General features: G+C 68.5%; 20 protein-coding genes. 16 read left to right on the top strand and 4 right to left on the bottom strand.

Annotated elements, in window-relative coordinates:
* Window positions 1–72: 72 nt before the first annotated feature.
* Window positions 73–459, bottom strand: a complete 387-nt coding sequence (locus AB0C19_RS00330; RefSeq protein WP_357177258.1) for a hypothetical protein — start codon at window positions 457–459, stop codon at window positions 73–75.
* 11 nt (window positions 460–470) lie between these two features.
* Complete coding sequence (locus AB0C19_RS00325) at window positions 471–899, bottom strand: hypothetical protein (RefSeq protein WP_330437968.1); 429 nt, start codon at window positions 897–899, stop codon at window positions 471–473.
* A gap of 81 nt (window positions 900–980) precedes the next feature.
* Here AB0C19_RS00325 and AB0C19_RS00320 point away from each other — a divergent pair, with 81 nt between their 5' ends.
* A complete protein-coding gene (locus AB0C19_RS00320) occupies window positions 981–1598 on the top strand; it encodes a TetR/AcrR family transcriptional regulator (protein ID WP_238684032.1) in 618 nt (205 codons plus the stop codon).
* A 123-nt stretch (window positions 1599–1721) separates the two neighbouring features.
* Window positions 1722–2036: a chorismate mutase gene (locus AB0C19_RS00315; RefSeq protein ID WP_357177254.1), complete on the top strand. Its 315-nt coding sequence runs from the start codon at window positions 1722–1724 to the stop codon at window positions 2034–2036.
* 19 nt (window positions 2037–2055) lie between these two features.
* Here AB0C19_RS00315 and AB0C19_RS00310 read toward each other — a convergent pair whose 3' ends face one another.
* Entirely contained in the window at window positions 2056–2847 is a 792-nt protein-coding gene (locus AB0C19_RS00310) for an IclR family transcriptional regulator (RefSeq protein WP_357177252.1), read from the bottom strand.
* A 161-nt stretch (window positions 2848–3008) separates the two neighbouring features.
* On the opposite strand from AB0C19_RS00310, the gene AB0C19_RS00305 reads away from it, so the two are divergent.
* The 7 genes from AB0C19_RS00305 to AB0C19_RS00275 all read left to right on the top strand — a co-directional run bounded on the left by AB0C19_RS00305 (window position 3009) and on the right by AB0C19_RS00275 (window position 11912).
* Window positions 3009–4256, top strand: coding sequence for a sugar ABC transporter substrate-binding protein (locus AB0C19_RS00305; protein ID WP_357177250.1), 1248 nt, complete (start codon window positions 3009–3011; stop codon window positions 4254–4256).
* Window positions 4257–4332: 76 nt separating this feature from the next.
* Window positions 4333–5286: a sugar ABC transporter permease gene (locus AB0C19_RS00300; RefSeq protein WP_357177248.1), complete on the top strand. Its 954-nt coding sequence runs from the start codon at window positions 4333–4335 to the stop codon at window positions 5284–5286.
* Window positions 5283–6113 (top strand): carbohydrate ABC transporter permease, encoded by an 831-nt coding sequence (locus tag AB0C19_RS00295; protein ID WP_091399805.1) that lies wholly within the window; start codon window positions 5283–5285, stop codon window positions 6111–6113. The genes AB0C19_RS00300 and AB0C19_RS00295 overlap by 4 nt, the downstream gene beginning before the upstream one ends.
* 8 nt (window positions 6114–6121) lie before the next feature.
* Complete coding sequence (locus AB0C19_RS00290; protein WP_357177245.1) at window positions 6122–7303, top strand: mandelate racemase/muconate lactonizing enzyme family protein; 1182 nt, start codon at window positions 6122–6124, stop codon at window positions 7301–7303.
* Window positions 7300–8508 carry a fumarylacetoacetate hydrolase family protein gene (locus AB0C19_RS00285; protein WP_357177243.1) on the top strand — a complete coding sequence of 403 codons (1209 nt, stop codon included), beginning with the start codon at window positions 7300–7302 and terminating at the stop codon, window positions 8506–8508. Before AB0C19_RS00290 ends, AB0C19_RS00285 begins: the two co-directional genes overlap by 4 nt.
* Window positions 8505–10022: an aldehyde dehydrogenase family protein gene (locus tag AB0C19_RS00280; protein WP_357177241.1), complete on the top strand. Its 1518-nt coding sequence runs from the start codon at window positions 8505–8507 to the stop codon at window positions 10020–10022. Before AB0C19_RS00285 ends, AB0C19_RS00280 begins: the two co-directional genes overlap by 4 nt.
* Window positions 10023–10370: 348 nt before the next feature.
* The gene (locus AB0C19_RS00275) at window positions 10371–11912 is read left to right on the top strand and encodes an alpha/beta hydrolase-fold protein (RefSeq protein WP_357177239.1); all 1542 of its coding nucleotides are present in this window, start codon (window positions 10371–10373) and stop codon (window positions 11910–11912) included.
* A 111-nt stretch (window positions 11913–12023) separates the two neighbouring features.
* Here AB0C19_RS00275 and AB0C19_RS00270 read toward each other — a convergent pair whose 3' ends face one another.
* The gene (locus AB0C19_RS00270; RefSeq protein WP_357177237.1) at window positions 12024–13547 is read right to left on the bottom strand and encodes an alpha-N-arabinofuranosidase; all 1524 of its coding nucleotides are present in this window, start codon (window positions 13545–13547) and stop codon (window positions 12024–12026) included.
* 283 nt (window positions 13548–13830) lie between these two features.
* Here AB0C19_RS00270 and AB0C19_RS00265 point away from each other — a divergent pair, with 283 nt between their 5' ends.
* From AB0C19_RS00265 to AB0C19_RS00235, 7 genes are all read left to right on the top strand, one after another.
* Window positions 13831–16203, top strand: a complete 2373-nt coding sequence (locus AB0C19_RS00265; RefSeq protein WP_357177235.1) for a glycoside hydrolase family 3 N-terminal domain-containing protein — start codon at window positions 13831–13833, stop codon at window positions 16201–16203.
* Window positions 16204–16492: 289 nt separating this feature from the next.
* Window positions 16493–17515, top strand: a complete 1023-nt coding sequence (locus AB0C19_RS00260; RefSeq protein ID WP_357177233.1) for a LacI family DNA-binding transcriptional regulator — start codon at window positions 16493–16495, stop codon at window positions 17513–17515.
* Between the two features lie 104 nt (window positions 17516–17619).
* The gene (locus AB0C19_RS00255; protein ID WP_357177231.1) at window positions 17620–19803 is read left to right on the top strand and encodes an alpha/beta hydrolase-fold protein; all 2184 of its coding nucleotides are present in this window, start codon (window positions 17620–17622) and stop codon (window positions 19801–19803) included.
* A gap of 103 nt (window positions 19804–19906) precedes the next feature.
* Entirely contained in the window at window positions 19907–21247 is a 1341-nt protein-coding gene (locus AB0C19_RS00250; protein WP_357177229.1) for an extracellular solute-binding protein, read from the top strand.
* Window positions 21248–21324: 77 nt separating this feature from the next.
* Window positions 21325–22266 carry a sugar ABC transporter permease gene (locus tag AB0C19_RS00245; protein WP_357177227.1) on the top strand — a complete coding sequence of 314 codons (942 nt, stop codon included), beginning with the start codon at window positions 21325–21327 and terminating at the stop codon, window positions 22264–22266.
* A complete protein-coding gene (locus tag AB0C19_RS00240; protein ID WP_357177225.1) occupies window positions 22266–23150 on the top strand; it encodes a carbohydrate ABC transporter permease in 885 nt (294 codons plus the stop codon). Before AB0C19_RS00245 ends, AB0C19_RS00240 begins: the two co-directional genes overlap by 1 nt.
* 88 nt (window positions 23151–23238) lie before the next feature.
* Window positions 23239–24966 (top strand): IlvD/Edd family dehydratase, encoded by a 1728-nt coding sequence (locus AB0C19_RS00235; protein WP_357177223.1) that lies wholly within the window; start codon window positions 23239–23241, stop codon window positions 24964–24966.
* Window positions 24967–25073: the final 107 nt, after the last annotated feature.

The following is a 25073-nucleotide window of genomic DNA, read 5'->3' as shown; positions in this document are numbered from 1 at the left end:
TCGCCCGTCGCCGTCCGATGACGGCGACGGGCGATCCAAGGCTTCCGTGCAGGCGGGGGAGAGGCGGATCGGTCACGGCGCGGGTCGGAAGTGCTGCTGCTCGCTCGACGAGCCGTCGGGTCTGCTCGGTCGACGACGGCCGAGGTGGAAGGCAGTTGCCGCGGCCAGCGCGGCCACGACGATGAGTGCGGCGAAGACCGGGTGCATGTCCTTGGACAGGCTCGGGGCGCGGTCGGGCCCGATGGCCCAGAGGATCAGTGGGACGGCGTAGGCGGTGGCGAGCGCTACCGTCCAGCGGCGTAGTCCGTGTAGGTGGGCGTGCCGCAGGCTGACGGTCAGCGCAAGGACGACCGGGACGATGGCCAGCATGGCGAACTGGCCGACGACCAGGACCGGGACCGTCCAGATCGAGATGATGACGGTACGGTCGACGCGCCGGGAAGGCGAGATGGGGGGCATTGTCGTCTCCGTCATCGGGTCGGGTTGGTGGTCGAGGGACGCCACGCCAACCAGCCACGGCACAGCAGGTAGGCGGCCGCGACGACGGCGACGAGCCCGAAGTCGATGATGGCCGACAGGCGTGCCTCGGGGACGTCTCCGATCAGCGCGCCGAACACGACGAGCGCGGCCTTGCCGACGAGAACGATCTCCCAGACACCGGCCGCTTGTCGGGGCCTGACCGCGAGCAGGGCGAAGAGCGCGGCGAAGATGCCGAAGCTGGAGACTCGCCAGCCTTCGATGAACAGGCGATCGTCGCCGGCGTTGAGTGTCAGTAGTACGCCGTTGACGAACGCGACGCCGGTGGCGAGGGATGCGAGGGCCGCCAGCCCACGGCCGACGAGGTCCGCGCGGTGCGCGGGGCCGGCGGTGTCGATTCGGGTAGCGGTAGCGGTGGTCATGAGAGGCTCCATCCTTAGATAACGCCTGTGAACTTACAGTCGTTAACTTACGCCCTCGCCTAACGCCTGTAAAGTCAGAGTGTGACCACACCGAGAACGCGGGCCCGCAACAAGCGCGGCGAAGGTGCCCAGCTGCGCGACGAGATCCTCGACGCCGCCATGGCGCTTCTGGAGGACGACCCGCCGCAGAACGTGACCCTGCGGGGGGTCGCCCGGCGGGCCGGCATTTCCGCACCGTCGATCTATCCGCACTTTCCGGACCTGGATTCGATCCTGCTCGCTGTCGCGCAACGCGCGTTCGGCATCCTCGAGCAGGAGTTGGGCGCACTGGATGACGCGGATCCGGTCGAGCGCCTGCGCGCGATCTGCGTGGCCTACCTGACCTTCGCCGAACGCCGGCCCCATCAGTACCGGGTGATGTTCGGTGCCGTCTGGGATGCGGGGCAGGCGCTTGAGCGGGCCCCGGCCATGGCGGACGAGCTCGCCGTGCTCGGCATGGGAGCCTTCGAGGTCTTCCGGCGTACGCTCGCCGACTGCGTCGCGGCGGAACGATCGACCAGCGCGGACCTCTTCGCCGACGCGACGGCCCTCTGGGTCGGGCTGCACGGATTCGCCCAGCTCCAGGTGGCGGCGCCGTTGTTCCCGTGGCCGCCGGGGCTGCTCGACTCCATCATCGACCGGATGGCGCTGCTGCGCTGAGTGAACGGCTCAGGCGTCCGCGAGCAGGAAGTCGACGGTGCCCGTGCCGCCCTGTCGAGCCGCCGAGGACGGGCGGGCGAACGGGTCGCCTGATCGTGTCGGCGTCGTGCGACGATCTCCGGCGTGGCAGAGACTGCGGCGACGTTGACCGAGATCCGTGCGCGGATCGACGAGTTGGATCGAGAACTGGTTGGGCTGCTCGCCAGGCGGGAGGCACTGGTCCGGCAGGCCGCCCCGCTCAAGAGCGATGCTCAGGCGGTCCGTGCGCCGGACCGGGTGGCGCAGGTGGTGGCCCGCGTCCGCACGTTGGCCAGCGAGGCCGGCGCCGACCCGGATCTGATCGAGAAGATCTACCGGGGCATGATCCAGGCCTTCATCGACATGGAGACCGACGAGCACCACCGCGTCACCGGCGGGTCGGCGCCGACAACGCGGTGATTGCCCGCTACGCGCGCGCTTAGGTCGCGGAGCGGCTCTCACCGTCCGGGATCGACAGTGCGGGCGGCGCGTAGCCGAGCTCGTACGAAATTTTGTCGGCGGTCTCCAGGAGCAGCGGAAGGTTGCTCTTGAGCTGGTCGAGGCTTGCGATGACCTCGATCGCCGTGATCGAGGCGGCGGCGATGACCTGTCCCCTCGAATCCCTGATCGGCGCGGCCACGCACATCACGTACGCGTCGTGCTCGCCGTTGTCCACTGCCCAGCCGCAGTCGTGGATGCGGGCAAGTTCGGCTTCCAGGGCGTCGTGGTCGGTGAAGGTGGTGTCGGTGAACTTCTCGAAGACGACGTGGGAGAGAAGGCGGTCGCGTTCCTGCCGGGGAAGGTAGGCCAGGATCGTCTTGCCGACGGCGCTCGCGTAGATGGACACCGCGCGTCCCACCCGCGAGGGCAGCTTGACGGCGTCGAAGGCCGGGCTGTCCACCTTGTCGATATAGATGATCTCGTCGCCGGTCAGTTGCGCCAGGTGTACGGTGTGGCCGGTCGCGCGTTGCAGCGCACGCAGGTGCGCGGCAGCGGGCTGGCGGAGGTCCATCGAGCCGAGCGCGAGCTCGGACAACTCGATCAGGCCGCTGCCGAGCACGTAGGTGCCCGCGCCGGTGCGGCGGACGAAGCGCGCGGACTCCAGCGTCTGCAGGATGCGCAGGGCTGTGGACTTGTGGACGCCGAGCACGTCCGCAGCCTCCGTAAGGGACAGCGGGTGCTCCGCGGATCGACGGATGAGGTCGATCGCGCGGCGGATTGATTGCGCCAAGGCTGTGTCTCCCCTCGCGCGACGGACATGCCGTCGCTGTCATTGCACATGATGCAACATAGATGACGCGATGCGCAATCGCCACTTGACACCGTTGCACATGACGCTACGATCGTTGCAATTTCATCGGCTTGACGCCAACTCGTAACAGTGGAGTAACGATGGGTAATAAGCGCGCTCATTTCGGCATCGCCAGGGCGACATGTGCCCTCGGTTTGGTCGCCACCCTCCTGACCGGTTGCGGCTCGGACGGTGATTCCGGCGACGGCGTCACCAAACTGACCTTCGCCGCCTCGACCTTCGGCGACCCGGGCCGCGGGCCCCTGTTGACCAAGTGGCTCGACGAGTTCAACCAGAGCCAGACCAAGGTCCAGGTGTCCGCCGCCGCGGTGCCGTACCCGACCTTCGGCCAGACCGTGCTCACCCAGATGGGCAGCGGCAAGGGCCCCGACCTGGTCCGCTTCGACATGCCCGAGTTCGAGGCGGCCTCCGACGCCGGCCTCATCGCGCCGCTGGACAAGGTGATCGACGCCGGAAAGTACGACCTGCTCAAGCAGCCGGACCAGTTCATGGTCCACGACGGCGTCCGGCACGGCGTCATCTTCGAAGCGTCGAACTACGCGATGTTCTACAACGCGGACCTGATCCCGACGCCGCCGACCACCTACGAGCAGTTCACCTCCACCGCGAAGTCGCTGACCAAGGGCGACGTCTTCGGCCTGGCGTTCCGCCAGACGGAGGCCGAGGAGGCCGGTGTCTGGCAGGACATCTTCAACTACGTCTACGGCTTCGGCGGGGCGTGGTCCGACGGGAAGAACCTGACGATCAACTCGCCGGAGAACCTCAAGGGCCTTCAGGCGTTCAAGGACCTGTACGACGCCAACGTGATCCCGCGCGGAGCGGACGCGGCCACCTTCCGGCGGATGTTCGCCGAGGGCAAGGTCGGGATGGAGCTCAACAACGGCGGCTACGTGACCGCGACTCGCGGCCAGAACGCCAAGCTGAACTTCACCGTCGCCCCCATCCCGTTCCCGGTCCGCAAGCAGGGCGCGATCCTCGCACCGATCGTGATCAACGAGGCGAGCGAGGGCAAGGACGAGGCCGGCACCTTCATCAAGTGGGCGCTGGAGCCGCAGAACCAGGTGAAGCTGCAGGAGATCCTCGGTGCGAGCAGCGTCGCCACCACCACGCAGCGCAGCGCGGAGGCGCTCAAGGCGACCCCGTTCCTCCCCGTCTTCGACGGGCTCACCGAGACCAGCCTGCCGCAGATCGTGCTGGGGTTCGAGGCCAAGACGCCTGACATCCGCAAGGTGGTCGTGCAGAACGTGGTCGCGGCACTGCAGGGCAAGGCTGACCTCAAGTCGGCACTGGATCGCGCCCAGCAGCAGGCGAGCGAACTGGTCCGCTGACCGCTCGACACGGCGACGCTGCCGGCGCAACGATCCGTGCGCCGGCAGCGTCCTTCCCCCAGAAGGACCGAACCCGATGACTGTGGTCGAGCAGACCGGAGCACCGAAGACACCAACCCCAGGCCGACCCCGGCGTCGACCCAGCCCGCTGGGTAGCAAGTGGACGCCGTACCTGTTCCTGGCCCCCGCCGCCCTGTTCATCCTCGTCTTCCAGGCGGTGCCCCTCGTTCAGGAGGTGTACCTCAGCTTCACCAGGACGAGGCTGCTCAACCCCACCCGCAGCGAGTGGGTCGGGCTCGACAACTTCAACCGGATCTTCGGTGACCCCGAGTTCCACCGCACCCTGCTGATCACCTTCGTCTACGTGATCACCTGTGTGGTCGTCGCGATCGGCGCCGGGCTCGCCGTCGCGCTCCTGCTCAACAAGAAATTTCGCGGCCGGGGCGTGGCACGGGCGCTGGTGACCGTCCCCTGGGCCGCTCCGGGCATCGCTGTCGCGCTCATCGCCACCTGGATGCTCAACGCGCAGTACGGCATCGTGAACCGCTTCCTCGACGCGGTCGGGCTCGGCGTCCCGGGTGGGGCCATCCTGGACAGCTCGCGCTACGCGCTGCCGGCGGTGCTCGCCACGACCATCTGGCAGCTGTTCCCGTTCACCTCCGTGGTGCTGCTCTCCGCCCTCCAGTCCGTCCCGCAGGACCTCAACGAGGCCGCGACAGTGGACGGCGCCGGACGGTGGGCCACCTTCCGGGCAGTCACCTGGCAGGTCATCAAGCCGACGGTGGGCCTGCTGGCACTGCTGATGACGATCTGGTCGCTGCGGCGGTTCGAGCTGATCTGGCTGATGACCAAGGGGGGACCGGTCGGTGCCACCGAGACGCTCGTCATCGACCTCTACTCGCAGGCGTTCGACTCGAAGGAACTCGGATCGGCGGCGGCCATCGGAATGGTCGGCGTCGTCATCTCGCTCATCGTCATCATCGGCAGCCGCCTGGTCGCCCGTGCCGTGGAGAAGGGGGACGTCCGATGAGGCGCTTCCGATTCGGTGTCACCGCACGGATCGTCGCCGTGCTCGTCGTGCTGGGTGTCGCGGTGTTCCCGCTGTACTGGATGTTCGTCACCGCGCTGTCCAGCAACAGCGACCTCTTCGCCGATCAGCCCCGGCTCACGCCCGACCTCGGTCAGTTCGGGGTCTTCGTGGACGCGCTCGCCGAGGGCAAGGCGGCCGGGTGGCTGCTCAACAGCCTGATCATCGCCGTCGGCACGATGGTTCTCTCCGTCGGCCTGGGCATCCCGCTCGGCTACGCGCTGTCCCGGTTCTCGTTCTGGGGTAAGGCCGTGCTGACCGTCGTGCTCCTGTTCACGCAGATGCTTCCCGAGGCGCTCATGGTCGTTCCGCTGTTCGCGCTGTTCCGCCGCTTCGAACTGCTCGACTCGCTGACCGGCCTCGTCCTGGTGAACTCCGCCTTCGTCCTGCCGATCGTCGCGCTGATCCTCAAGGGCGCCATCGACGGAATCCCGAAGGAGTTGGAGGAGGCCGCGCGCGCCGACGGCGCCCGGCCCTTCACCACCCTGACCCGCATCAACGTGCCGCTCATCGCGCCGTCGATCGCGGCGACCGCTGTCATCGCCTTCTTCCACGCCTGGAACGAGTACGTGTTCGCGGTGACGTTCATCTTCAACCCCGACCTCCAGCCCGCCTCCGTCGGCATCGCGAACTTCATCGGCGAACTGGGTACACCGATCCAGACGGTGATGGCTGTCGCCTTCCTGTTCACGTTGCCCGCCGTCGCCTTCTACCTGTTGGTGCAGAAGTACGTGGTGTCCGGCATGACCGCCGGTGCGGTGAAGGGTTGAGCCGAAAGATGAAGATCGTCTCTGTCGACACACTGGTCGTCGACTTCTACCGTACGAACCTCGTCATCGTGCGGGTCCACACCGACGCGGGGATCATCGGGCTCGGTGAGGCCACCCTGGAGGGCAAGGAACGGGCCGTCCAGGGAGCCATCGCCGAGCTGGCCGAGGCGGTGGTGGGCCTGGATCCCACAAGCATCTCGAAGATCCTCTACGAGACCGCACGGGACTGGTACTGGCGCGGCGGGCCGGTGATCATGACGGCGTTGAGCTCGCTGGAGATGGCCCTCTGGGACATCTCGGCTCGCGAGCTCGGCGTACCGGTCTCCCGGCTTCTCGGCGGCGCGACCCGCGACCGGGTCCGCGCGTACGCCAATGGTTGGTTCTCCGGCGCCGTCACGCCGGAGGACTACGCGGCCGCCGCGCGCCGGACTGTGGAGTCGGGCTTCCGGGGCCTCAAGTGGGACCCGTTCGAGAACTACGACCTGACCATCACCACGGCGCAGTTGGACCGGGTGCTGGCCCAGATCGACGCCGTCCGCCAGGCGGTGGGCCGCGAGGTGGAGCTGTTCGTCGAGGGGCACGGCCGCTTCGACGTCCGCCACGCCATCAAGGTCGCCAACGAGATCGCCCAGTTCGACCCGGTGTGGTTCGAGGAGCCCTGCCCGCCGGACAACCTCGATGCGCTCGTCGACATCCGTCGCGCGTCGCCGGTGCCGATCGCCGCGGGGGAGCGGTGGTACGGGCGGCAGGGGTTCGCGCCGGCGCTGGCCCGCCAGGCTGTCGACTTCGTCCAGCCCGACGTGACGCACGCCGGCGGGATCGCCGAGCTGGCCTTCATCTCCACGCTCGCCGCGACCAGCTACGTGGGCTTCGCGCCGCACAACCCGAGTGGTCCACTCAGCACCGCCGCCACGCTGCAACTCGGGGCGACGTTGCCCAACTTCCGCTACCTGGAGATCATGGCGACCGACGTGCCCTGGCGTCCCGACATCACCAACGAGCGGCTGGTGCTGACCGACGACGGCGACATCCTCATCCCGACCGGGATCGGCCTGGGCATCGAGGTGGATCTCACAGCGATCGAGCAGCATCCGTTCACACCGCACCCGCTGCGGATGTTCCAGGACGCCGTCTTCGACATCCGTCCCCGCGACGAGCGGTCCTTCTTCAACCTGGAGAGCGACTCATGACGCTGCCACGGCCCCGGGGTTCGGCCGCGGCCGCGGACTGGGTCGGCACCGCCGCCGAAGCGTTGCCGGACGATGCCGACAGCGTCCTCATCGGCCGGATCTGGGACCCGTCCGGCGACGGCCCCTCACCGGTGACCGTCCGCGACGGCGAGGTCATCGACATCAGCCACCGGTTCCCGACCGTCCGCGACATCTGCGAACTGCCCGATCCCGCCGCGACGGTGGCCGGGCTCGACGGGCCGAGGGTGGGCGACTTCGGGGAGATACTGGCCAACACGGGGGCCGCGACCCGGGACCATGGCCGGCCCTGGTTGCTCGCCCCGGTCGACCTCCAGGCGCTCAAGGCCGCCGGCGTGACCTTCCCGATCTCCATGATCGAGCGGGTGATCGAGGAACGGGCGCGGGGAGACCTGGCACTGGCGGCGGACATCCGGCACCGCATGCTCGCCGACGTCGGTGTCGACCTGCACAGCCTGGAGGCCGGCTCGCCGGAGGCGGATCGGCTCAAGAGCATGCTGGTCGCCGAGGGCATGTGGAGCCAGTACCTGGAGGTGGGCATCGGCCCGGACGCTGAGATCTTCACCAAGGGACAGATCCTCTCCGCCGTCGGCACCGCCGTTCCGGTCGGCGTGCTCGCCGCGTCGACCTGGAACAACCCGGAACCCGAGGTCACGCTCATCGTCCAGTCCAGTGGCCGGATCGTCGGCGCCACCCTCGGCAACGACGTGAACCTGCGCGACATCGAGGGCCGCTCGGCGCTCCTGCTTCCCCTGGCCAAGGACAACAACGCCTCCTGCGCCCTCGGCCCCCTGATCCGGCTCTTCGACGACCAGTTCGGCATGGATCGGGTACGCGAACTCGAGGTGCGCCTGGAGGTTCGCGGCGAGGACGGCTTCCACCTGGAGGCGGTCTCGGAGATGACCCAGATGTCGCGCGATCCCGAGGAGCTGGTCCGGCAGCTGATCGGGCCGCACCACCACTATCCCGACGGCGCCGCCCTGATGCTCGGCACCATGTTCGCGCCCATCCAGGACCGGGACCGCCCCGGTGAGGGCTTCACCCACAAGGTCGACGACGTGGTACGGATCAGCTGCCCGGCGCTCGGCACCCTGGTCAACCGGGTGCGGCACGCGGAGGAGTGCGAGCCCTGGCACTTCGGCGTCCGCGATCTCATGGGCAATCTGGTAAGGAGAGGACTGCTGTGAACGTGGTCATCACTGTCGATCCGCGCGACGGTCAGCGTCGCGCGACGGAGCTCACTGAGACCGACGAGTCTCGGCTGGAGGTGATCGCCGCTCAGATGTCCCCGGCGGCGCAGTGGCTGGCCGCGCGCGGGAGGCTCGGCCGCGCGGAGTTGCTGGACGCGATCGCCGCGTCGCTGGAGTCCCGTCGGGTGGATCTGGTCGCTGCCGCGGAGGCGGAGACCGGGCTGAGCCACGCGCGACTCGACGGGGAACTCACCCGGGCTGCGCTCCAGTTCCGGATGTTCGGCGAGGTGCTGCGCGACGGAGCGTACGTCGAGGCCACCATCGACCACGCCGCCGACACACCGCTCGGCCCCGGCCCGGACCTGCGGCGGATGCTGGTACCCCTCGGACCGGTCGCGGTCTTCGGGGCCAGCAACTTCCCGTTCGCCTTCTCGGTCGCCGGCGGTGACACGGCCGCCGCGCTCGCCGCCGGGTGTCCGACGATCCTGAAGGCTCACCCGTCCCACCCGCTGACCTCACACGCCTCCGCCGCCGCGATCGAGTCGGCAGTCCGCGACCTCGGCGGGCCCGAGGGTGTCGTCGCGACCGTGTACGGGGAGCAGGCCGGTCGCGCGCTGGTGCGTCACCCGGCGATCCGCGCGGCCGCCCTGACCGGCTCGGTCAACGCCGCCCGTGCCATCCAGGCGGCCATCGACGAACGACCCGACCCCATCCCCCTGTACGCCGAACTGAGCAGCGTGAATCCGATCGTCGTCCTGCCCGACGCGGCCGCCGCCCGAGCGGACCAGATCGCCGAGGGGCTGTTCGGCTCCTTCACGAACTCGGGCGGTCAGTTGTGCACCAAGCCCGGCCTGGCGTTCGTTCCGTCGGATCCCCGTGGTGACGGCCTGGTCGAGGCGCTGCGGGCCAGAGTCGACGCGTCGGGTGGCACGGTCCTGCTCAACGAGCGCATCCGGGACGCGTACGAGAACCGGTCCACCGAGTTCGAGCGGGCCGGCGCCCGGGTGTCGGCGCGGCCGAAGGTCGAACCCGGCGAGGGCTTCACAGTGGCACCGACCCTCCTGGAGGTCGGCCTCGCCGGCCTGACCGCCGAGATCGCCGACGAGTGCTTCGGCCCGCTTTTGGTAGTGGTCCGCTACGACGACGCCGCCGACCTCGACGCCGCGCTGGCCGCCGTCCCGCCGTCGCTGACCGGTTCGCTCCACAGCGGACCGGGCGACGACGCCGACGTCGTACGCCGACTGGTCGACGTGCTCGCCGCCCGCGCGGGTCGCATCGTCTTCGACGGCTACCCCACCGGTGTCCGGGTCTCGTGGGCCCAGCACCACGGTGGACCGTGGCCGTCGACGAACGCCGTGCACACGTCGGTGGGCGCGACGTCGATCCGACGGTTCCTCCGCCCGCTGGCGTGGCAGGACGCCCCGGCCTGGGTCCTCCCCGAGGAGTTGCGCGACGAGTACACCGCCATCTCCCGGCGAGTCGACGGGAGGTTGCAGCCAGCGGTCGAATAATCGCGTCCGCCGGTCTCCCGGGTACGTTTCGGGCCACCTGTGACTGGCGCGCGAATTCCTTGACGACATTGACCCGACAGAGAATTCGCGCGCCAGTTGTCCTGGCGCCGATGAAGCGCGCCCGAATTGTTTGGATGCGATTCTCCACTCCGATTTCCGTCTTGACCGTCAATGCAATTCATGGTTGTGTTTTCGACAGGGAACGGTGTTAGCGCTCGCAATAGCTGCATCGCTCGTTACTGGTATCCCTTCACCTCACCATCGAATGGTCGGTCGGCCGCTCGGTGCGGTCTGACCACACGCCGAAGAGGGAGCAGGACCATGCCCGTCGCACCTCCCCGTCCCCCGATGCCGACACGCCGGCTGATGCTCGCGCTGCTCGCCGCCGTCACAGTGACGGCCGGAACGGTCGCCGCACCGGCGGCCTCGGCCGCACCGCCCGCGCCGCTGGGCCCGACCGTCACCCGCACCGACAAGCCCCCGACCGGGTACACAGTCACCTTCCGGTACCGGGCGCCCGAGGACGTTCAGCAGGTCCACGTCTACGGCGACTGGTTCTACTCCCGACCGGAGAACATCGCCTGCCAGGACTGCGGTGACGCGCGGCCGCCCGCCGAGTGGCAACCCGGCGACGTCGCGGCCACCCCGTGGCACATCCAGGCCATGCGGAAGGGCCCCGACGGGGTCTGGACCTTCACCACCCCGCTGCCGGCGGGCACGTTCCGGTACGCGTTCACCCACGACTGCGCCAACGAGCTCGCCACCGGCTGTGCCCTGCACGACGACCCCGCCAACCGGTGGCAGATCCAGCCGCAGTACCCGGGAGCGCCCGGCGCGGTACGCAGCACGATCTACGTCCCGGCCAGTCGGAAGTTCCCGACGTACGACACCGGTTACCAGGCGCCGGTTGCCAGGGTCGGCCGGCTGGAGTCCCGGCGGTACACCTCGCCGCTGTCGACAAACCCGGTGGGAGTCCACGACATCGTCGTCTACCTGCCGCACGGCTACGACCCCAACCGCGTCACGCCGTACCCGACGCTCTACCTGAGCCACGGCAGCGGCGACCACTCGACCGCCTGGACGATGCAGGGCGTGGCCCACCTCGTCCTGGAGAACGCGATCAAGGACCGTGCGGCGCAGCCCATGGTGATCGTGTCCACCGACTTCAACGGCCTCCCCGGTGGCAACGAGGGCTACGTCAACGAACTACGGAACAACATCTTCCCGTTCGTCGAGCAGAACTACCGCGTCTCGACCCGGGCGCAGGACCGCGCGTTCGCCGGCTTCTCCGCAGGTGGCAGCCGGGCGTACACCATCATGTACAACCACACCGACCTGTTCGGCTACCACGCGGCCTGGAGCGCGGGCGGCCCGGCCGCCACCCAGGCCCAGGTCGACAGCATGAAGTCGGTGGCCGGCGGCATCATGATCGGCACCGGGCTGCAGGACCGGCTGGGCAACATCGCCGAGAACTCGCAGCGCAACGCCGCCGCCCTGCGGGCCGCCGGCGTCGAGCTGGACGAGTACAACGTGCCGGGCGTGCACACCTGGCACGTGTGGCGTCCGCTGCTGAACCACTACCTGCGCACCCTGACGTTCCGGGCCACCACCACCGATCTCGACGTCGCCACGTCACCGGCGGGCCCGTCGCACCACACGAAGGTCACCGCCACCGCGACGGTCGGCACGGTCAGCACCAGCACGTCGACACCCTCCGGCACCGTCGACTTCTACGCGGGTGACACGCACCTCGGGTCGGCCCCGGTGCACCACGGAGTCGCCCGGCTGAAGAAGACCGTCAATGGTGCGCTGAGCGCGCCGGTGGTCGCCCACTACCAGGGCGACAAGCTCTTCAACCAGTCCCACAGCGATCCGGTCGACGCCCGGTAACAACAGGCTGGATCCCGTACTCCCTGTGGTGGGGAAGCCCCCGGCCGCGCACCCCTGGTGATCGCCAGGTGTGCGCGGCCGGGGCACGTCCGGGGAGCGCTCGTCAGCCGATCACTGGGTCGTGTCGGTGGCGCGCAGGCGCAGCATCGTCCACGACGCGGGCGGAAGAGTCAGCTGGACGCTGGCGTCGACGCCGCGTGCCGTGTCGTTGGGGCGCGGCGCGGCGTGGTCCGGACCGTCGGCGGTGTTCTTGGCGTGCAGGTCGGTGCCGCCGACCGTGACGCACTCGATGATGTCGCTGACCTGGGCGCCGGCGACGTCGATGGTTACCTCGGCCGGGGTGTCGAGGGCGCGGTTGACGAGGAAGACGGTCATCTCCCCGGTGGTGTCGTCCCAGGTGGAGGCCGCGTCGACCGCGTCGATCTCACCGAAGCGGTCGGTGGTCGTCGTGCTGCCCTCGCGCAGCACGTCCAGCACGGTGCCCTGAGCGTGCCGGGCGGTGCGGGCGAAGGGGTGGAAGATGGTCTGCCGCCAGGCCGAGCCGCCCGTCTCGGTCATGATCGGTGCGATGACGTTTACCAGTTGGGCCTGGCAGGCCGCGCTCACCCGGTCGCTGTGCCGCAGCAGGCTGATGAGCAGGCCGCCGACGACGACAGCGTCGGCCACGCTGTAGTGATCCTCCAGCAGGGGCGGCGCGACCGGCCAGTCCTCGCCGCTCGGCGGCGTGGACGGGGCTGCGGACTGGTACCAGACGTTCCACTCGTCGAACGCGATCATGATCTTCTTGGTCGACCGGCGGATCGCTCCGACCGAGTCGGCGATGGCGGTGACGGCGTCGATGTACCTGTCCATGTCCTCGGCCGAGGCGAGGAAGCTGGCCAGGTCGTTGTCGACCGGCTGGTAGTACGCGTGCAGCGAGATCAGGTCCACGTCGTCGTACGCCTCGGTCAGCACGTCGCGCTCCCAGCTGCCGAAGGTCGGCATACCGAGGTGTGAGGAGCCGCAGGCGACGAGTTCGAGGTCGGGATCGAAGCGGCGCATGGCCTTCGCGGTCTGCGCCGCGAGTCGCCCGTACTCGGTCGCGCTGCGCTGACCCACCTGCCACGGGCCGTCCATCTCGTTGCCCAGGCACCACAGCTTGATCCCGTAGGGATCGACAGCGCCATTGTCGCGGCGCTGGTCGGCGAGGTGGCTCCCACCGCGATGATTGGCGTACTCGAGCAGGTCGACGGCCTCGGCGGTGCCTCGGGTGCCGAGGTTGACCGCCATGATCGGATCGACGCCGGCCTTGCCGACCCAGCGCATGAACTCGTCGAGCCCGAACGCGTTGGTCTCCAGGCTGTGCCAGGCGAGGTCGAGCCTCGCCGGTCGTTTGTCGACCGGGCCGACGCCGTCCTCCCAGCGGTAGGAGGAGACGAAGTTGCCGCCCGGGTAGCGCACCGTGGTGACGCCCAACTCGCGCACCAGCTCGAGGACGTCGCCCCGGAAGCCGTCGGCGTCGGCCGTCGGGTGCCCCGGCTCGTAGATTCCGTTGTAGACGCAGCGACCCAGGTGCTCCACGAACGAGCCGAAGAGCCGACGGGGCACCGGCGCGACGCGTCGGCGGGGGTCCACTGTCAGGCGGGCCGTGTTCACGCCGTTCTCCGGCGCGCTGTCGAGGTGGGTGTTCAGGGCTGGCTCCCTTCGTGCAGGTCCGACGCCGGCAGCACTGCCCGAGCGCCGGGACCGAGGGGTGGTGGAGGCACTGTGAGCTCTGGACAACGTGATCGACTTCGATTACGTTCTCGATCTATGTAAACGTTACCGATTACGTTTACGTAAGGGAACACGACGCCTGGATCAATGTCTGGCCGGCATCCCCGCGGGTCCTGCCGCCCCGGCCGAAAGACCAGCTTGTCGCGGTGATTGGGGTGACCGGGTGACCACTGTTGAGCCGGAGATCGAGGCGACCTACACCGATGCGACAGCGCCCGTCGACCAACGGGTGTCGGACCTGTTGGCCCGGATGACCCGCGAGGAGAAGCTCGCGCAACTGGGCAGCACGTGGGCGTTCACACTGCTGGAGAGCGGACGGTTCGCGGCGGAGCGGGCCCGGCCGATCCTTCGACACGGCCTCGGGCACGTGACCCGCGTCGCCGGCGCGACCAGCCTGAAGGCGGCGCAGGTGGCGCGGGCCGCCAACGAGATCCAGCGCTTCCTGGTCAGCGAGACCCGGCTGGGGATCCCGGCGATCGTGCACGAGGAGGTCTGCTCGGGGGTGATGGCCCGCGAGGCGACCATCTTCCCGCAGGCGATCGGCGTCGCGAGCACCTGGGCGCCGGAGCTCAACCGGCAGCTGGCGGACGCCGTTCGCGTACAGATGCGCGCCATGGGAAGCCACCAGGGGCTCTCGCCGGTGCTGGACGTGGTGCGCGACCCACGGTGGGGTCGCACCGAGGAGACCTACGGCGAGGACCCGTACCTGGTGTCCCGGATGGGCGTGGCATTCGTCAGGGGCCTCCAGGGTGCCGACCTGACCGACGGCGTCCTCGCCACCGCCAAGCACTTCGTCGGCTACGGGGCGTCCGAGGGCGGGCTGAACTGGGCGCCTGCCCACCTGCCGCCGCGACTGCTGCGCGAGGTGTACCTGTATCCGTTCGAGGCGGCGGTCCGCGACGGCGGGCTCCAGTCGGTGATGGCCGGCTACCACGAACTCGACGGCGTCCCGTGTCATGCCAACCAGGAACTCCTCGCCGACGTCCTGCGCGGGCAGTGGGGCTTCACGGGCACCGTGGTCTCCGACTACTTCGCCGTCAACGACCTCCACTCGTACCACCACTTCGCGCAGGACAAGCAGCAGGCCGCGACGGTGGGCCTCGGCGCGGGCGTGGACGTCGAGCTTCCAGCGACGGACGCGTACGCGGACGCTCTCACCCGCGCCCTGGACGCTGGCGAGGTCAGCGAGGCCCAGCTCGACGAGGCTGTCGCGCGGATCCTTCGGCACAAGGTCGAACTCGGGCTCTTCGAGAACCCGTACGTCGACGAGGACGCGGCCTCGACGTCGGCAAACGCCGAGCGGCACCGGGACGTGGCGCTGGAGATCGCCCGCCGCAGCCTCGTCCTGCTCAAGAACGACGGAGTGCTGCCACTGCTCGCGGATGCCGGAACTGTCGCTCTCATCGGCCCGAACGCCGACAACGCCCGACACCTGCTCGGTGACTACTCGTTCGTGGCCCACATCGAGGCGTTGGTCCAGGCGCGCAAGCGGCGCGGCCTGCTCGGCGAGATGATGACGATCCCCGACGATCTGGAGATCGACGAGAGTACCGAGGGTGTACCCACCGTGCGGGACGAACTCGCGACGCGGCTGGGCGACCGGCTGCGCTTCGCCCCGGGCTGCGACGTGCTCGACCCGTCGACCGAGGGGTTCGCCGAGGCGGTCGCGGCCGCCGCGGCGGCCGACGTCGCGGTGCTGGTCCTGGGTGACCGCTCGGGGGTGACGCCCGGGGCCACCTCTGGCGAGTCGCGGGACCGGTCCAGTCTGGACCTGCCGGGCGTGCAGGAAGAACTGGTCCGTGCCGTCGTCGCCACCGGCACACCCGTCGTGGCAGTGCTCGTCGCCGGCCGACCGGTGGGCAGTGACTTCCTGCACGAGGAGTGCGCAGCGGTGCTGATGGCCTGGTTGCCGGGGGAGACCGGGGCGCAGGCGATCGCCGAGGTGCTCCTCGGTGAGGTCGGCCCGAGCGGAAAGCTGCCGATCTCGTACCCGCGCGGCGTGGGCCAGATCCCCGTCTTCTACGGCCACAAGGTGTCCGGCGGGCGGTCACACTGGCACGGCGACTACGTGGATTCGCCGGTCGCCCCGCGATACGTCTTCGGCCACGGCCTCGGGTACACCTCGTTCGTGATCGAGGAGGCCACGCTGGAGAACGCCGAGGTCCGCGCCGGGGACCGCGTCGGTGTCGAGGTCACGCTCACCAATACCGGGCACCGGGCGGGGGAGCAGGTCGTGCAGCTCTACGTCCGCGACCCACAGGCCACGATCACCCGGCCGGTGCTGGAGCTGAAGGCCTTCGCCCGCGTCGAGGCCGCCGCCGGCCAGCGGGTCGCGGTGCGGTTCGCGCTCCCCACCGGCCAGCTCGGTTTCTACGACCGGAGCATGGCCTACGCGGTGGAGGCCGGGCAGATCGAGGTGTACGTCGGCTTCTCGGCTGCCGACCATACCCATGCCGGCACCTTTGTCATCAGTGCGGACCCGGACCGGCCGCCGGCGAAGGTCTTTACCGGGACCGTCGAAGTTCGGCAACTGTGATCGTTCACCCGGGGACGGCGAATGGTTCTTGACGGAGCGTGCCGTCCTGTTGTCAACGGGTGGCACCAACGCGGAAATCAGGCCCCACTTCGACCCTCGGCAGAGGATGCGATTGCATTATCCGCAACGGCGTCCGAGGGGAAATCGCGCCCTTGCGGGCGTCCAGTTGGGACGTTCTTCTCCGTGGTCGGGTAAGGACGAAGAGGTCTTGTGTTCGTAATCGTTCTCGGTTACGTTGGCAACATCCTGGAAACGTAACCGATAACGATTGCAGTCCAGAGAGAGCGGCATGATTGAAGTCAATGCGCCGGTAACAATGAGTGATGTCGCCCGGGCTGCTGGCGTTTCCACCGCCACCGTCTCGCGCGTCGTCAACGGGCATTACGGCGTCAGCGCTCGCACAGTCGCTCAGGTGCGCTCCGCGATCGAGCAGCTCGGCTACGAGTCGAGTCTGGTGGCCACCAGCCTTCGGCGCAGCCGCACCAACGTTCTGGGCCTCGTGGCGCACAGCTTCCAGTCGTACACGGCGGAAGTGCTCAAGGGCGTGATGAAGGCGCTGAGCCGCTCGGGCTTCGATCTGATCATCTACGCCAACAGCGACCTCTACGGGTCGTATTCGGAGGGTTGGGAGCAGCGGCACCTGACCCGACTGTCGGGCACCCTCACCGACGGCTGCATCGTCGTCACGCCCTGGGGTGATTTTCGGACCCGGACGCCGGTCGTGGCCATCGACCCGGTGCGGGGCTCGACGGCACCCTCGGTGATTTCCGACAACCTCGCTGGCGCCACCACCGCTGTCGAGCACCTGCTCGGCCTGGGCCATCGGCGCATCGGGTTCATCGCCGGTCGCGACAGCCTGGCCTCGGCCTGGTCGCGTGAGGAGGGCTATCGGGCCGCGCTGAGCACCGCCGGGGTTCCGGTCGACCCGACACTGATCGGCCGAGGCGATTTCAACCCCGAGTCGGCGACTCCGCTGGCGCGCGTCCTGCTGCAACGACCGGACCCGCCGTCGGCGATCTTCGCGGCGAGCGACGGGATGGCGCTCAAGGTCCTGGAGGTCGCCAGGGAGCTGGGGTTCTCGGTGCCGGGGGACCTGTCCGTCGTGGGGTTCGACAACATCCCGGAGTCGGCGTTGACCCAGCCGGGTCTGACCACCGTGGACCAGTCGATGTATCAGCTCGGGTACGAAGCCGCGCGGATGCTGAAGTCGCTGGTGACCGGCGAGTGGGACGAGCCGAGCCAGATCGTGCTTCCGACCAGCCTCGTCGTGCGCGAATCGACAGCACCACCGAAGAGCGCGGCACGACCATGACATCAGCGTGAAGGAGGTGCACCAGCACACACGGCCAGATCCACAGTCGAGTTGAGCCGGTCAGTCGGGTCGCATCCGCTGCCGGCACATGAAAGGAGTGGAGCGTGACTACCGAACAGTATCATGGGCGCTTACGCCGTCTGGGCGTACGCCGGCGGCTCTCGGCGGCGTTCACCGCCGGGGTGATCGCCACCGCGGCGGTGCTCATCGCGCCGCAACCAGCAGCGGCGGACACGCCGTGGCTGAACGTCTCCGCGGACCGCTACGCCACGTTCGCCGTCCCGGCGGCGTACGTCCAGGAGAACCTGGGCACCGTCTCGCAGGTCGTCGTGGAGGGAAACTTCGGTCCGTCGGCCAGTTGGGCGGAGTTCGGTCTGACCCGTCGGGGTGACGTGTGGTCGGGCGTTCTCGGCGCGCTGGAGCCCGGGCTGTACAACTACCAGCTCACCGCCGACGACACATTGACCATCAAGGACCCGACGAACAGCACCAGTGTCGCGTCCAAGCCGCTCCTGAGCACCTTCCTCGTCGCGGGTGACTCGGCACGGTGGCTGCTCGACGCGCCGGCCGGCACCGGCGGAAAGATCGAGACGCTGACCTATCGGACCACTAACGCGCAGCGCTCCGCCCTGGTCTGGACGCCACCGGGTTACGCGGCCAAGGGCCCGAAGGGATACCCGGCGCTCTTCCTGCAGTCGGGTGACGGTGTGGCCGCCACCGACTGGCTCGACCTCGGTCGGTCCAAGCAGATCCTCGACAACCTCTCGGCCGCCGGCAGCATCCGGCCGATGGTGGTGGTGATCAACGATGTCGACGGCTCGGACCACAAGGGGTTGAAGGACCTCCGCAAGGCGGTCGCCGACAGGTACCGGGTCCTTCGCGACCCGGAGCACCAGGCGATCGCGGGCGTGTCCGACGGCGCAACGGACGCGTTGCGGGCAGCGCTCACCAAGCCGGGTCAGTTCGGCTACGTCGGTTCGTTCTCGGGCACGTCGGCTCCGGAGATCGACCGGAAGGACGCCAAGGCGATCAACCGCGGCGTCAAGCTGCTCCGCCTCTACACCGGCAACGTCACCGATCCCGCGTACAACACCACCTACCGGCTGACGAAGGCGCTGGGCCGAGCCGACGTCCGGTTCGAGTTCGACGGGGTCAACCCCGACGGCGGCGCGACCTGGACCACCTGGCAGGAGAACCTCGTCGACTTCGTGCCGCGGTTGTTCCGGCACGTGGCCGACCACGGGCCGAGCCCCGGTCACCAGCCGCTCAAGCGGGAGTTCACTCCGCCGCCGGCCGGCACCACCCCGACGCCCTTCGTCACCGAGGACGGGTTCGTCACCTTCGAGACCACCACGGACTTCACCGACGCTCAGCACGTCACGGTCTGGGCGAACGTCGCGCCGGGCGGCAGTTGGCTGCGACTGCCACTGACCCGCGACGGTGACCGGTGGCGGGCGACGGTGGGCCCACTTAAGCCCTGGTTCTACTACTACCGGCTGATCGTGGACCGGGTCGCGGTGAAGGACACCTCCAACCCGACGACTGTCACCACCGAGCCGATGTGGAGCACCTTCTTCATCCCCGGGCCGGGTGCCCGACTGCTGTCGGACGTACCCGCCGGTCGCGGCGGGAAGGTCGAGAGCATGACCTACACCAGCACGGTGGCGGGCCAGGACCGGACCGCGCTGGTGTGGACCCCACCCGGGTACGACCCGAACCGGACGCAGCCGTACCCCGTCCTCTACCTCCAGCACGGCGGCGGCCAGAACTACACGGACTGGGTCGAGATGGGCCGCGCCAAGCAGATCCTCGACAATCAGTTCCTCGACGGCGACCTCACGCCGATGGTCGTCGTGATGGGCAACGGCAACTCGTCGAACTTCAACAGCGAGTTGCGGGAGAACATCGTTCCGACGGCCCGTGCCCGCTACCACATCTCCAGCGATCCGTCGCAGCAGGCCCTCGCCGGCCTGTCGATGGGCGGCGGGCAGGCGTTCGGGGTGCTGAAGGCATACCCGGGCGAGTTCGCCTACGTCGCCGCGTTCTCGGCCGGCTTCGGCAGCGGCACCGGCGTCGACGTGGCGGCGATCAACAACGGCACCAAGATGCTGCGTCTCTACGTCGGTGACCAGACCGACTTCGTGTACCCGAGCTTCATGGCATCGCTGACCACGTTGAACAACCTCGGTATCCGCTACGAGTTCGACGGGGTCACCCCCGGGCCGCACGGCTGGGACGTGTGGCAGAAGAACCTCATCGACCTGGCGCCCCGTCTGTTCAAGCGCTAGGAGCCTTGCCGGCGACGCCACCGGGAGCAGGGCCTCCTGCCCCCGGTGGCGCCCGCCAGCGCATGGATGCAGTGCACCGCCATCGCCGAAGGGAACCATCTCAATGAAGAGAAGACGAATACTCGCCACGGTAGTCATGCTCGCGGCGGGGACCGGCCTCGTCGCCTGCTCCTCCGACGAGGGCGGCAGCGACGCGAGCAATTGCACGAACACCATCACCAAGCAGAACGTGCCCGTCGTGACGATGTGGGGCTGGTACCCCAACACCCAACTCGTCGTCGACAACTTCAACAAGCAGCACGACGACGTGCAGGTCTGCTGGACCAACGTCGGTCAGGGCAGCGACGAGTACGACAAGTTCCAGACCGCGATCTCGGCGGGCACCGGCGCGCCTGACGTGATCATGGTCGAGGCGGACCGGATCCCGACCTTCCAGATCCAGGGCGCGCTCGTCGACATCAAGCAGTACGGCTTCGACGCGGTCAAGGCCAACTACAGCGAGGGCGCCTGGAAGGACGTGTCGGTCGGCGACCAGGTCTACGGCGTACCTGTCGACGGCGGCCCGGTGGCGATGATCTACCGGAAGGACATCTTCGACAAGTACAAGATCACGCCGCCGAAGACCTGGGCCGAGTACGAGCAGGCAGCGCAGAAGGTGAAGGACGCCGGCGGCCCGCTGTTCGGGGACCTCGGCGCGAACGTCCCGGCGCTCACCATGGCGCTGCAGATCCAGAAGGGCGCCGCGCCTTTCACCTATGACCCGGCGCAGCCGAAGGCGATCGGCGTGAAGCTCAACGACCAGGCGTCCAAGGACGTCCTGGACTACTGGGGCGGCCTCGCCAAGAAGGGCCTGGTCGGTACGCAGAACCAGTTCACCCCGGAGTACATCTCCGGCGTGATCAACGGCAACTACGCGACGTACATCTCGGCGGCGTGGGCGCCCGGCTACCTCACCGGCGCGGGTGTCGGTAAGGGTCAGGACACCGGCAAGTTCGCTGTGGCGCCGCTGCCGCAGTGGGATCCGGCAAACCCGGTGCAGGTCAACTGGGGTGGGTCGGCCTTCTCGGTGACCAAGCAGGCGAAGAAGCCGGAGCTGGCCGCGAAGGTCGCCTACGGGCTCTACGCCGACAAGGAGTCGCTCACCGACGGCTGGACCAACCAGATCATCTTCCCGCTGAACCTCACGGCGCTCAAGGACCCGGCGCTCGTCGACCTGAAGGTGGCGTTCTTCAACGGTCAGCAGGCGAACAAGGAGGTCTACCTTCCCGCCGCCGACGCCTACAAGGGCGTCGCGTACGCCCCGTTCGGCCAGTACTACCTCGACGCCATGGAGAAACAGGTCAGCGAAATCATCAAGGGCTCCGTCACCGGTTCGCAGGCTGCCGACCGGCTCCAGGAGGACGTGGCGAAGTACGCCAAGGAACAAGGTTTCACAGTTCAGTGACCGGATGGGTGGGCCGCGCCGGCACTGGGCGGCCGGCCCACCCTCCACCCCTCAGCGTCCACGTCCCGGAGACCAAGATGACATCCCTGACCGAGAAGCGCGCACCGCGTACTCAGCCTGAGACGCGCAAGATCCGTGGCAAGGTGCACCTCCGCGAACACCTGATGGGGTGGCTCTTCGTCGGGCCATTCGGGGTGGTGTTCCTGGCGTTCCTCATCGCGCCGCTGGCGTACGCGTTGTACCTCAGTCTCTTTCAGAAGAAGCTGATCGGCGGCACCAGCTTCGTTCTCTTCGACAACTACGTGAAGGCGTTCACCGACCCGAGCTTCCTGTCCGGGGCGTGGTTCGTCATCCGCTTCTCGCTGGTCTCGATCCCGCTGCAGATCGTCATCGCGCTCGCGCTGGCCCTCATCCTGGACTCGGTGACCACAGTGTTCGCCCGCTTCTCCCGCCTCATGATCTTTCTGCCGTACGCGATCCCCACCGTGATCGGGGCCGTGATGTGGGGGTTCCTCTACAGCCGCGGCTTCGGCCCGCTCACCGACATCTTCGGGCTGTTCGGCGCCACCGCACCCGACTTCCTGAGCAGCGACCTGATCTTCTACGGGCTGCTCAACGTCGTCACCTGGCAGTGGGCCGGCTACTACATGATCATCCTGTACGCGGCGTTGCAGGGCGTCGACCCGACGCTCTACGAGGCGGCCCGGATGGACGGCGCCGGGCGGTGGCAGATCGCGACGCGGATCAAGATCCCGCTGATCGCGCCCGCCCTGATCCTCATCCTGGTCTTCTCGCTCATCGGCACACTGCAGTTCTTCAACGAACCGCAGATCCTGCGATACCTCGCCGCGGGCACGATCGGCTCGGACTTCACCCCGAACATGTACGCGTACCAACAGGCGTTCTCGCTCGCCAACTTCAACTACGGCTCGGCGATCTCCTTCGCCCTCGGCGGGCTCGTGTTCATCTGCGTGTACGCCTTCCTGTTCTTCACCCGCAAGCGGAGGAGCTTCCTCTGATGACCGACCACACCAGCGTCCGCGCCGGCGCCCGCCGACCGCAGCGCTATCTCCCTCTTCAGATCCTCCTCGGCTTCCTGGTGATCTACTTCCTCGTACCGTTCTGGTGGGTCATCGTCAACAGCTCAAAGGACGCACCGGGCCTGTTCGGCGGCGGCAACACCCTCTGGTTCACCGACCAGATCGACTACATCGGGAACCTGCGGGATCTCTTCACCTACGACGGTGGCATCTACCTGCGGTGGATGCTCAACTCCACGCTCTACGCCATCGCCGGCGGCGTCGGCGCCACGGTCCTGGCGGTCATGGCCGGCTACGGGTTCGCCAAGTACCGGTTCGCCGCCCGACGCTTCAGCTTCGCCGTCGTGCTCGGCGCGCTGATGGTGCCCGCCACCGCTCTGGTCATCCCGACCTTCATCATGTTCTCCCGGCTCGGCCTGACGAACACGGTCTGGGCGGTGATCCTCCCGTCGCTGCTCAACCCGTTCGGCGTCTACCTGATGCATGTGTACGCGCGCGACGCGGTGCCCGACGAACTCCTGGACGCGGCGCGGGTCGACGGCGCGGGAGAGATGCGGACGTTCCTTCAGATCGCTCTCCCGCTGATGCGTCCCGCGGTGGTCACAGTGCTGCTCCTGTCGGCCGTGGCGTCCTGGAACAACTACTTCCTGCCGCTGGCCATGCTCTCCGACAACCGGCTCTTCCCGGTCACCGTCGGTCTCGGCCTCTGGCAGGGGATCGCGTCCGCGAACAACGCGGGAACCACCTCGCTGTGGAGCCTCATCATCCTGGGTTCCCTGGTGTCCGTGATCCCGCTGATCATCGCGTTCTTCAGCCTGCAACGACACTGGCGCGGCGGCCTCTCCGTCGGAGGTCTGCGGTAGGCCTTCCCGACGTCACCAAGCCAATCCACCACACGCGCATTGATCGCCGCGCAGGACGCGGCCGGACGGATGACAGAGAGGTGTGCTGATGTCGACGACGAATCGACCGCTGCGCAGCGGGGAGTGGTTCGGTGCGGAAGGCCGCAACGGGTTCATCCATCGGTCCTGGATGCGTAATCAGGGTTTCGCGGACGACGTCTTCGACGGTCGCCCGGTGATCGGCATCGCCACCACCTGGTCGGAGCTGACACCCTGCAACGCCCACCTGCGCGACCTCGCCGAGTCGGTGAAACGGGGCGTGTGGGAGAGCGGCGGCCTGCCGCTGGAGTTCCCGGCGATGAGCCTGGGCGAGCCGCTGATGCGACCCACGACCATGCTCTACCGCAACCTGCTGGCGATGGAGTTGGAGGAGTCGGTCCGCGCCAACCCGCTCGACGGGGTGGTGCTGCTCTCCGGCTGTGACAAGACCACCCCCGGCCTGCTGATGGGAGCGGCGAGCGTCGACCTGCCGACAGTGATGCTGACCGGCGGCCCGATGCTCAACGGCAAGTTCCGCGGCCAGGACATCGGCTCGGGCACCGTCGTCTGGCGCTTCACCGAGGAGATGCGGGCCGGTCGGATGACAGCGGCCGACTGCTCCGAGGCGGAGGTCGGCATGTCCCGCAGCCGCGGCCACTGCATGACAATGGGTACCGCATCCACTATGGCCTGCGTGACCGAGGCGCTGGGTGTGCAGCTTCCGGGGGCGGCCGCCGTGCCGGCGGTCGACTCCCGGCGGTACGCGCTCGCACACGCCGCCGGCCGCCGGATCGTCGCCATGGTCGAACAGGACCAACGGCTGTCCTCGGTGCTCACCAGGCAGGCGTTCGAGAACGCCGTCCGGGTCAACGCCGCCATCGGCGGCTCCACCAACGCCGTCGTACACCTGCTCGCGATCGCCGGACGCCTCGGCGTTCCCCTGTCGCTGGAGGACTTCGACACCCTCACCGCCGACGTGCCGATGCTCGTCAACCTCATGCCGTCCGGGACGTACCTGATGGAGGACTTCGCCTACGCCGGCGGCCTTCCGGTGGTGATGAAGGAACTCGCCCCGCTGTTGCACATGGACCACATCACCGTCAGCGGGAGGAGCGTGGCGGAGAACGTCGACGGCGCCCAGTGCTGGAACCGGGACGTCATCGCCACCCTGGAGGAGCCGTTCCAGCCCGCCGGCTCGGGCACCGTGGTGCTGCGCGGCTCGCTCGCGCCGTCCGGGGCGGTGCTGAAGGTCTCTGCCGCCTCCGCCCACCTCCTCACGCACACCGGCCCGGCGCTCGTCTTCGACCGGATCGAGGAGTACGTCGTCGCCGCCGACGACCCGGACCTCGACGTCACCCCCGACACGGTGATCGTCGTCCGCAACGCCGGACCACGGGGCTACCCCGGCTTCCCGGAGGTGGGCAACGTGCCCATGCCCCGACGGTTGCTCGCGGACGGCATCACGGACATGGTGCGGATCTCCGACGCTCGGATGAGCGGCACCGGCTACGGCACCTGCATCCTGCACGTCGCACCGGAGGCGTCAGTGGGTGGCCCGCTCGCGCTGGTACGCACCGGTGACCTGGTCTCCGTCGACGTCTCGACGCGCCGCCTGGAACTCCTCGTCGACGACGCCGAACTGGCCCAACGGCGCACCGCCTGGCAGCCTCCGAAGCCGGTGGCCGACCGGGGCTGGGTGCGGCTCTACAGCGAGCACGTCCTGCAGGCGGACAGCGGCGCGGACCTCGACTTCCTCGTCGGTGGCAGCGGCAGCGCGGTGCCCCGTCACTCACACTGACGGCCACGAACGGACGAGGCTCACGAGGAACTGATTCCATGGAAGAACGGACGGCCCGCCAGTGCGAGTTCACGCAAAGGCCGCTGTGACAGCGGCCGACCGGCCCC

This window comes from Micromonospora sp. NPDC048842, assembly GCF_040649935.1.
Lineage (GTDB): Bacteria > Actinomycetota > Actinomycetes > Mycobacteriales > Micromonosporaceae > Micromonospora > Micromonospora hortensis.
Note: the sequence above shows the minus strand (reverse complement) of the source record. Positions and strands in the feature narration are given on the sequence as shown.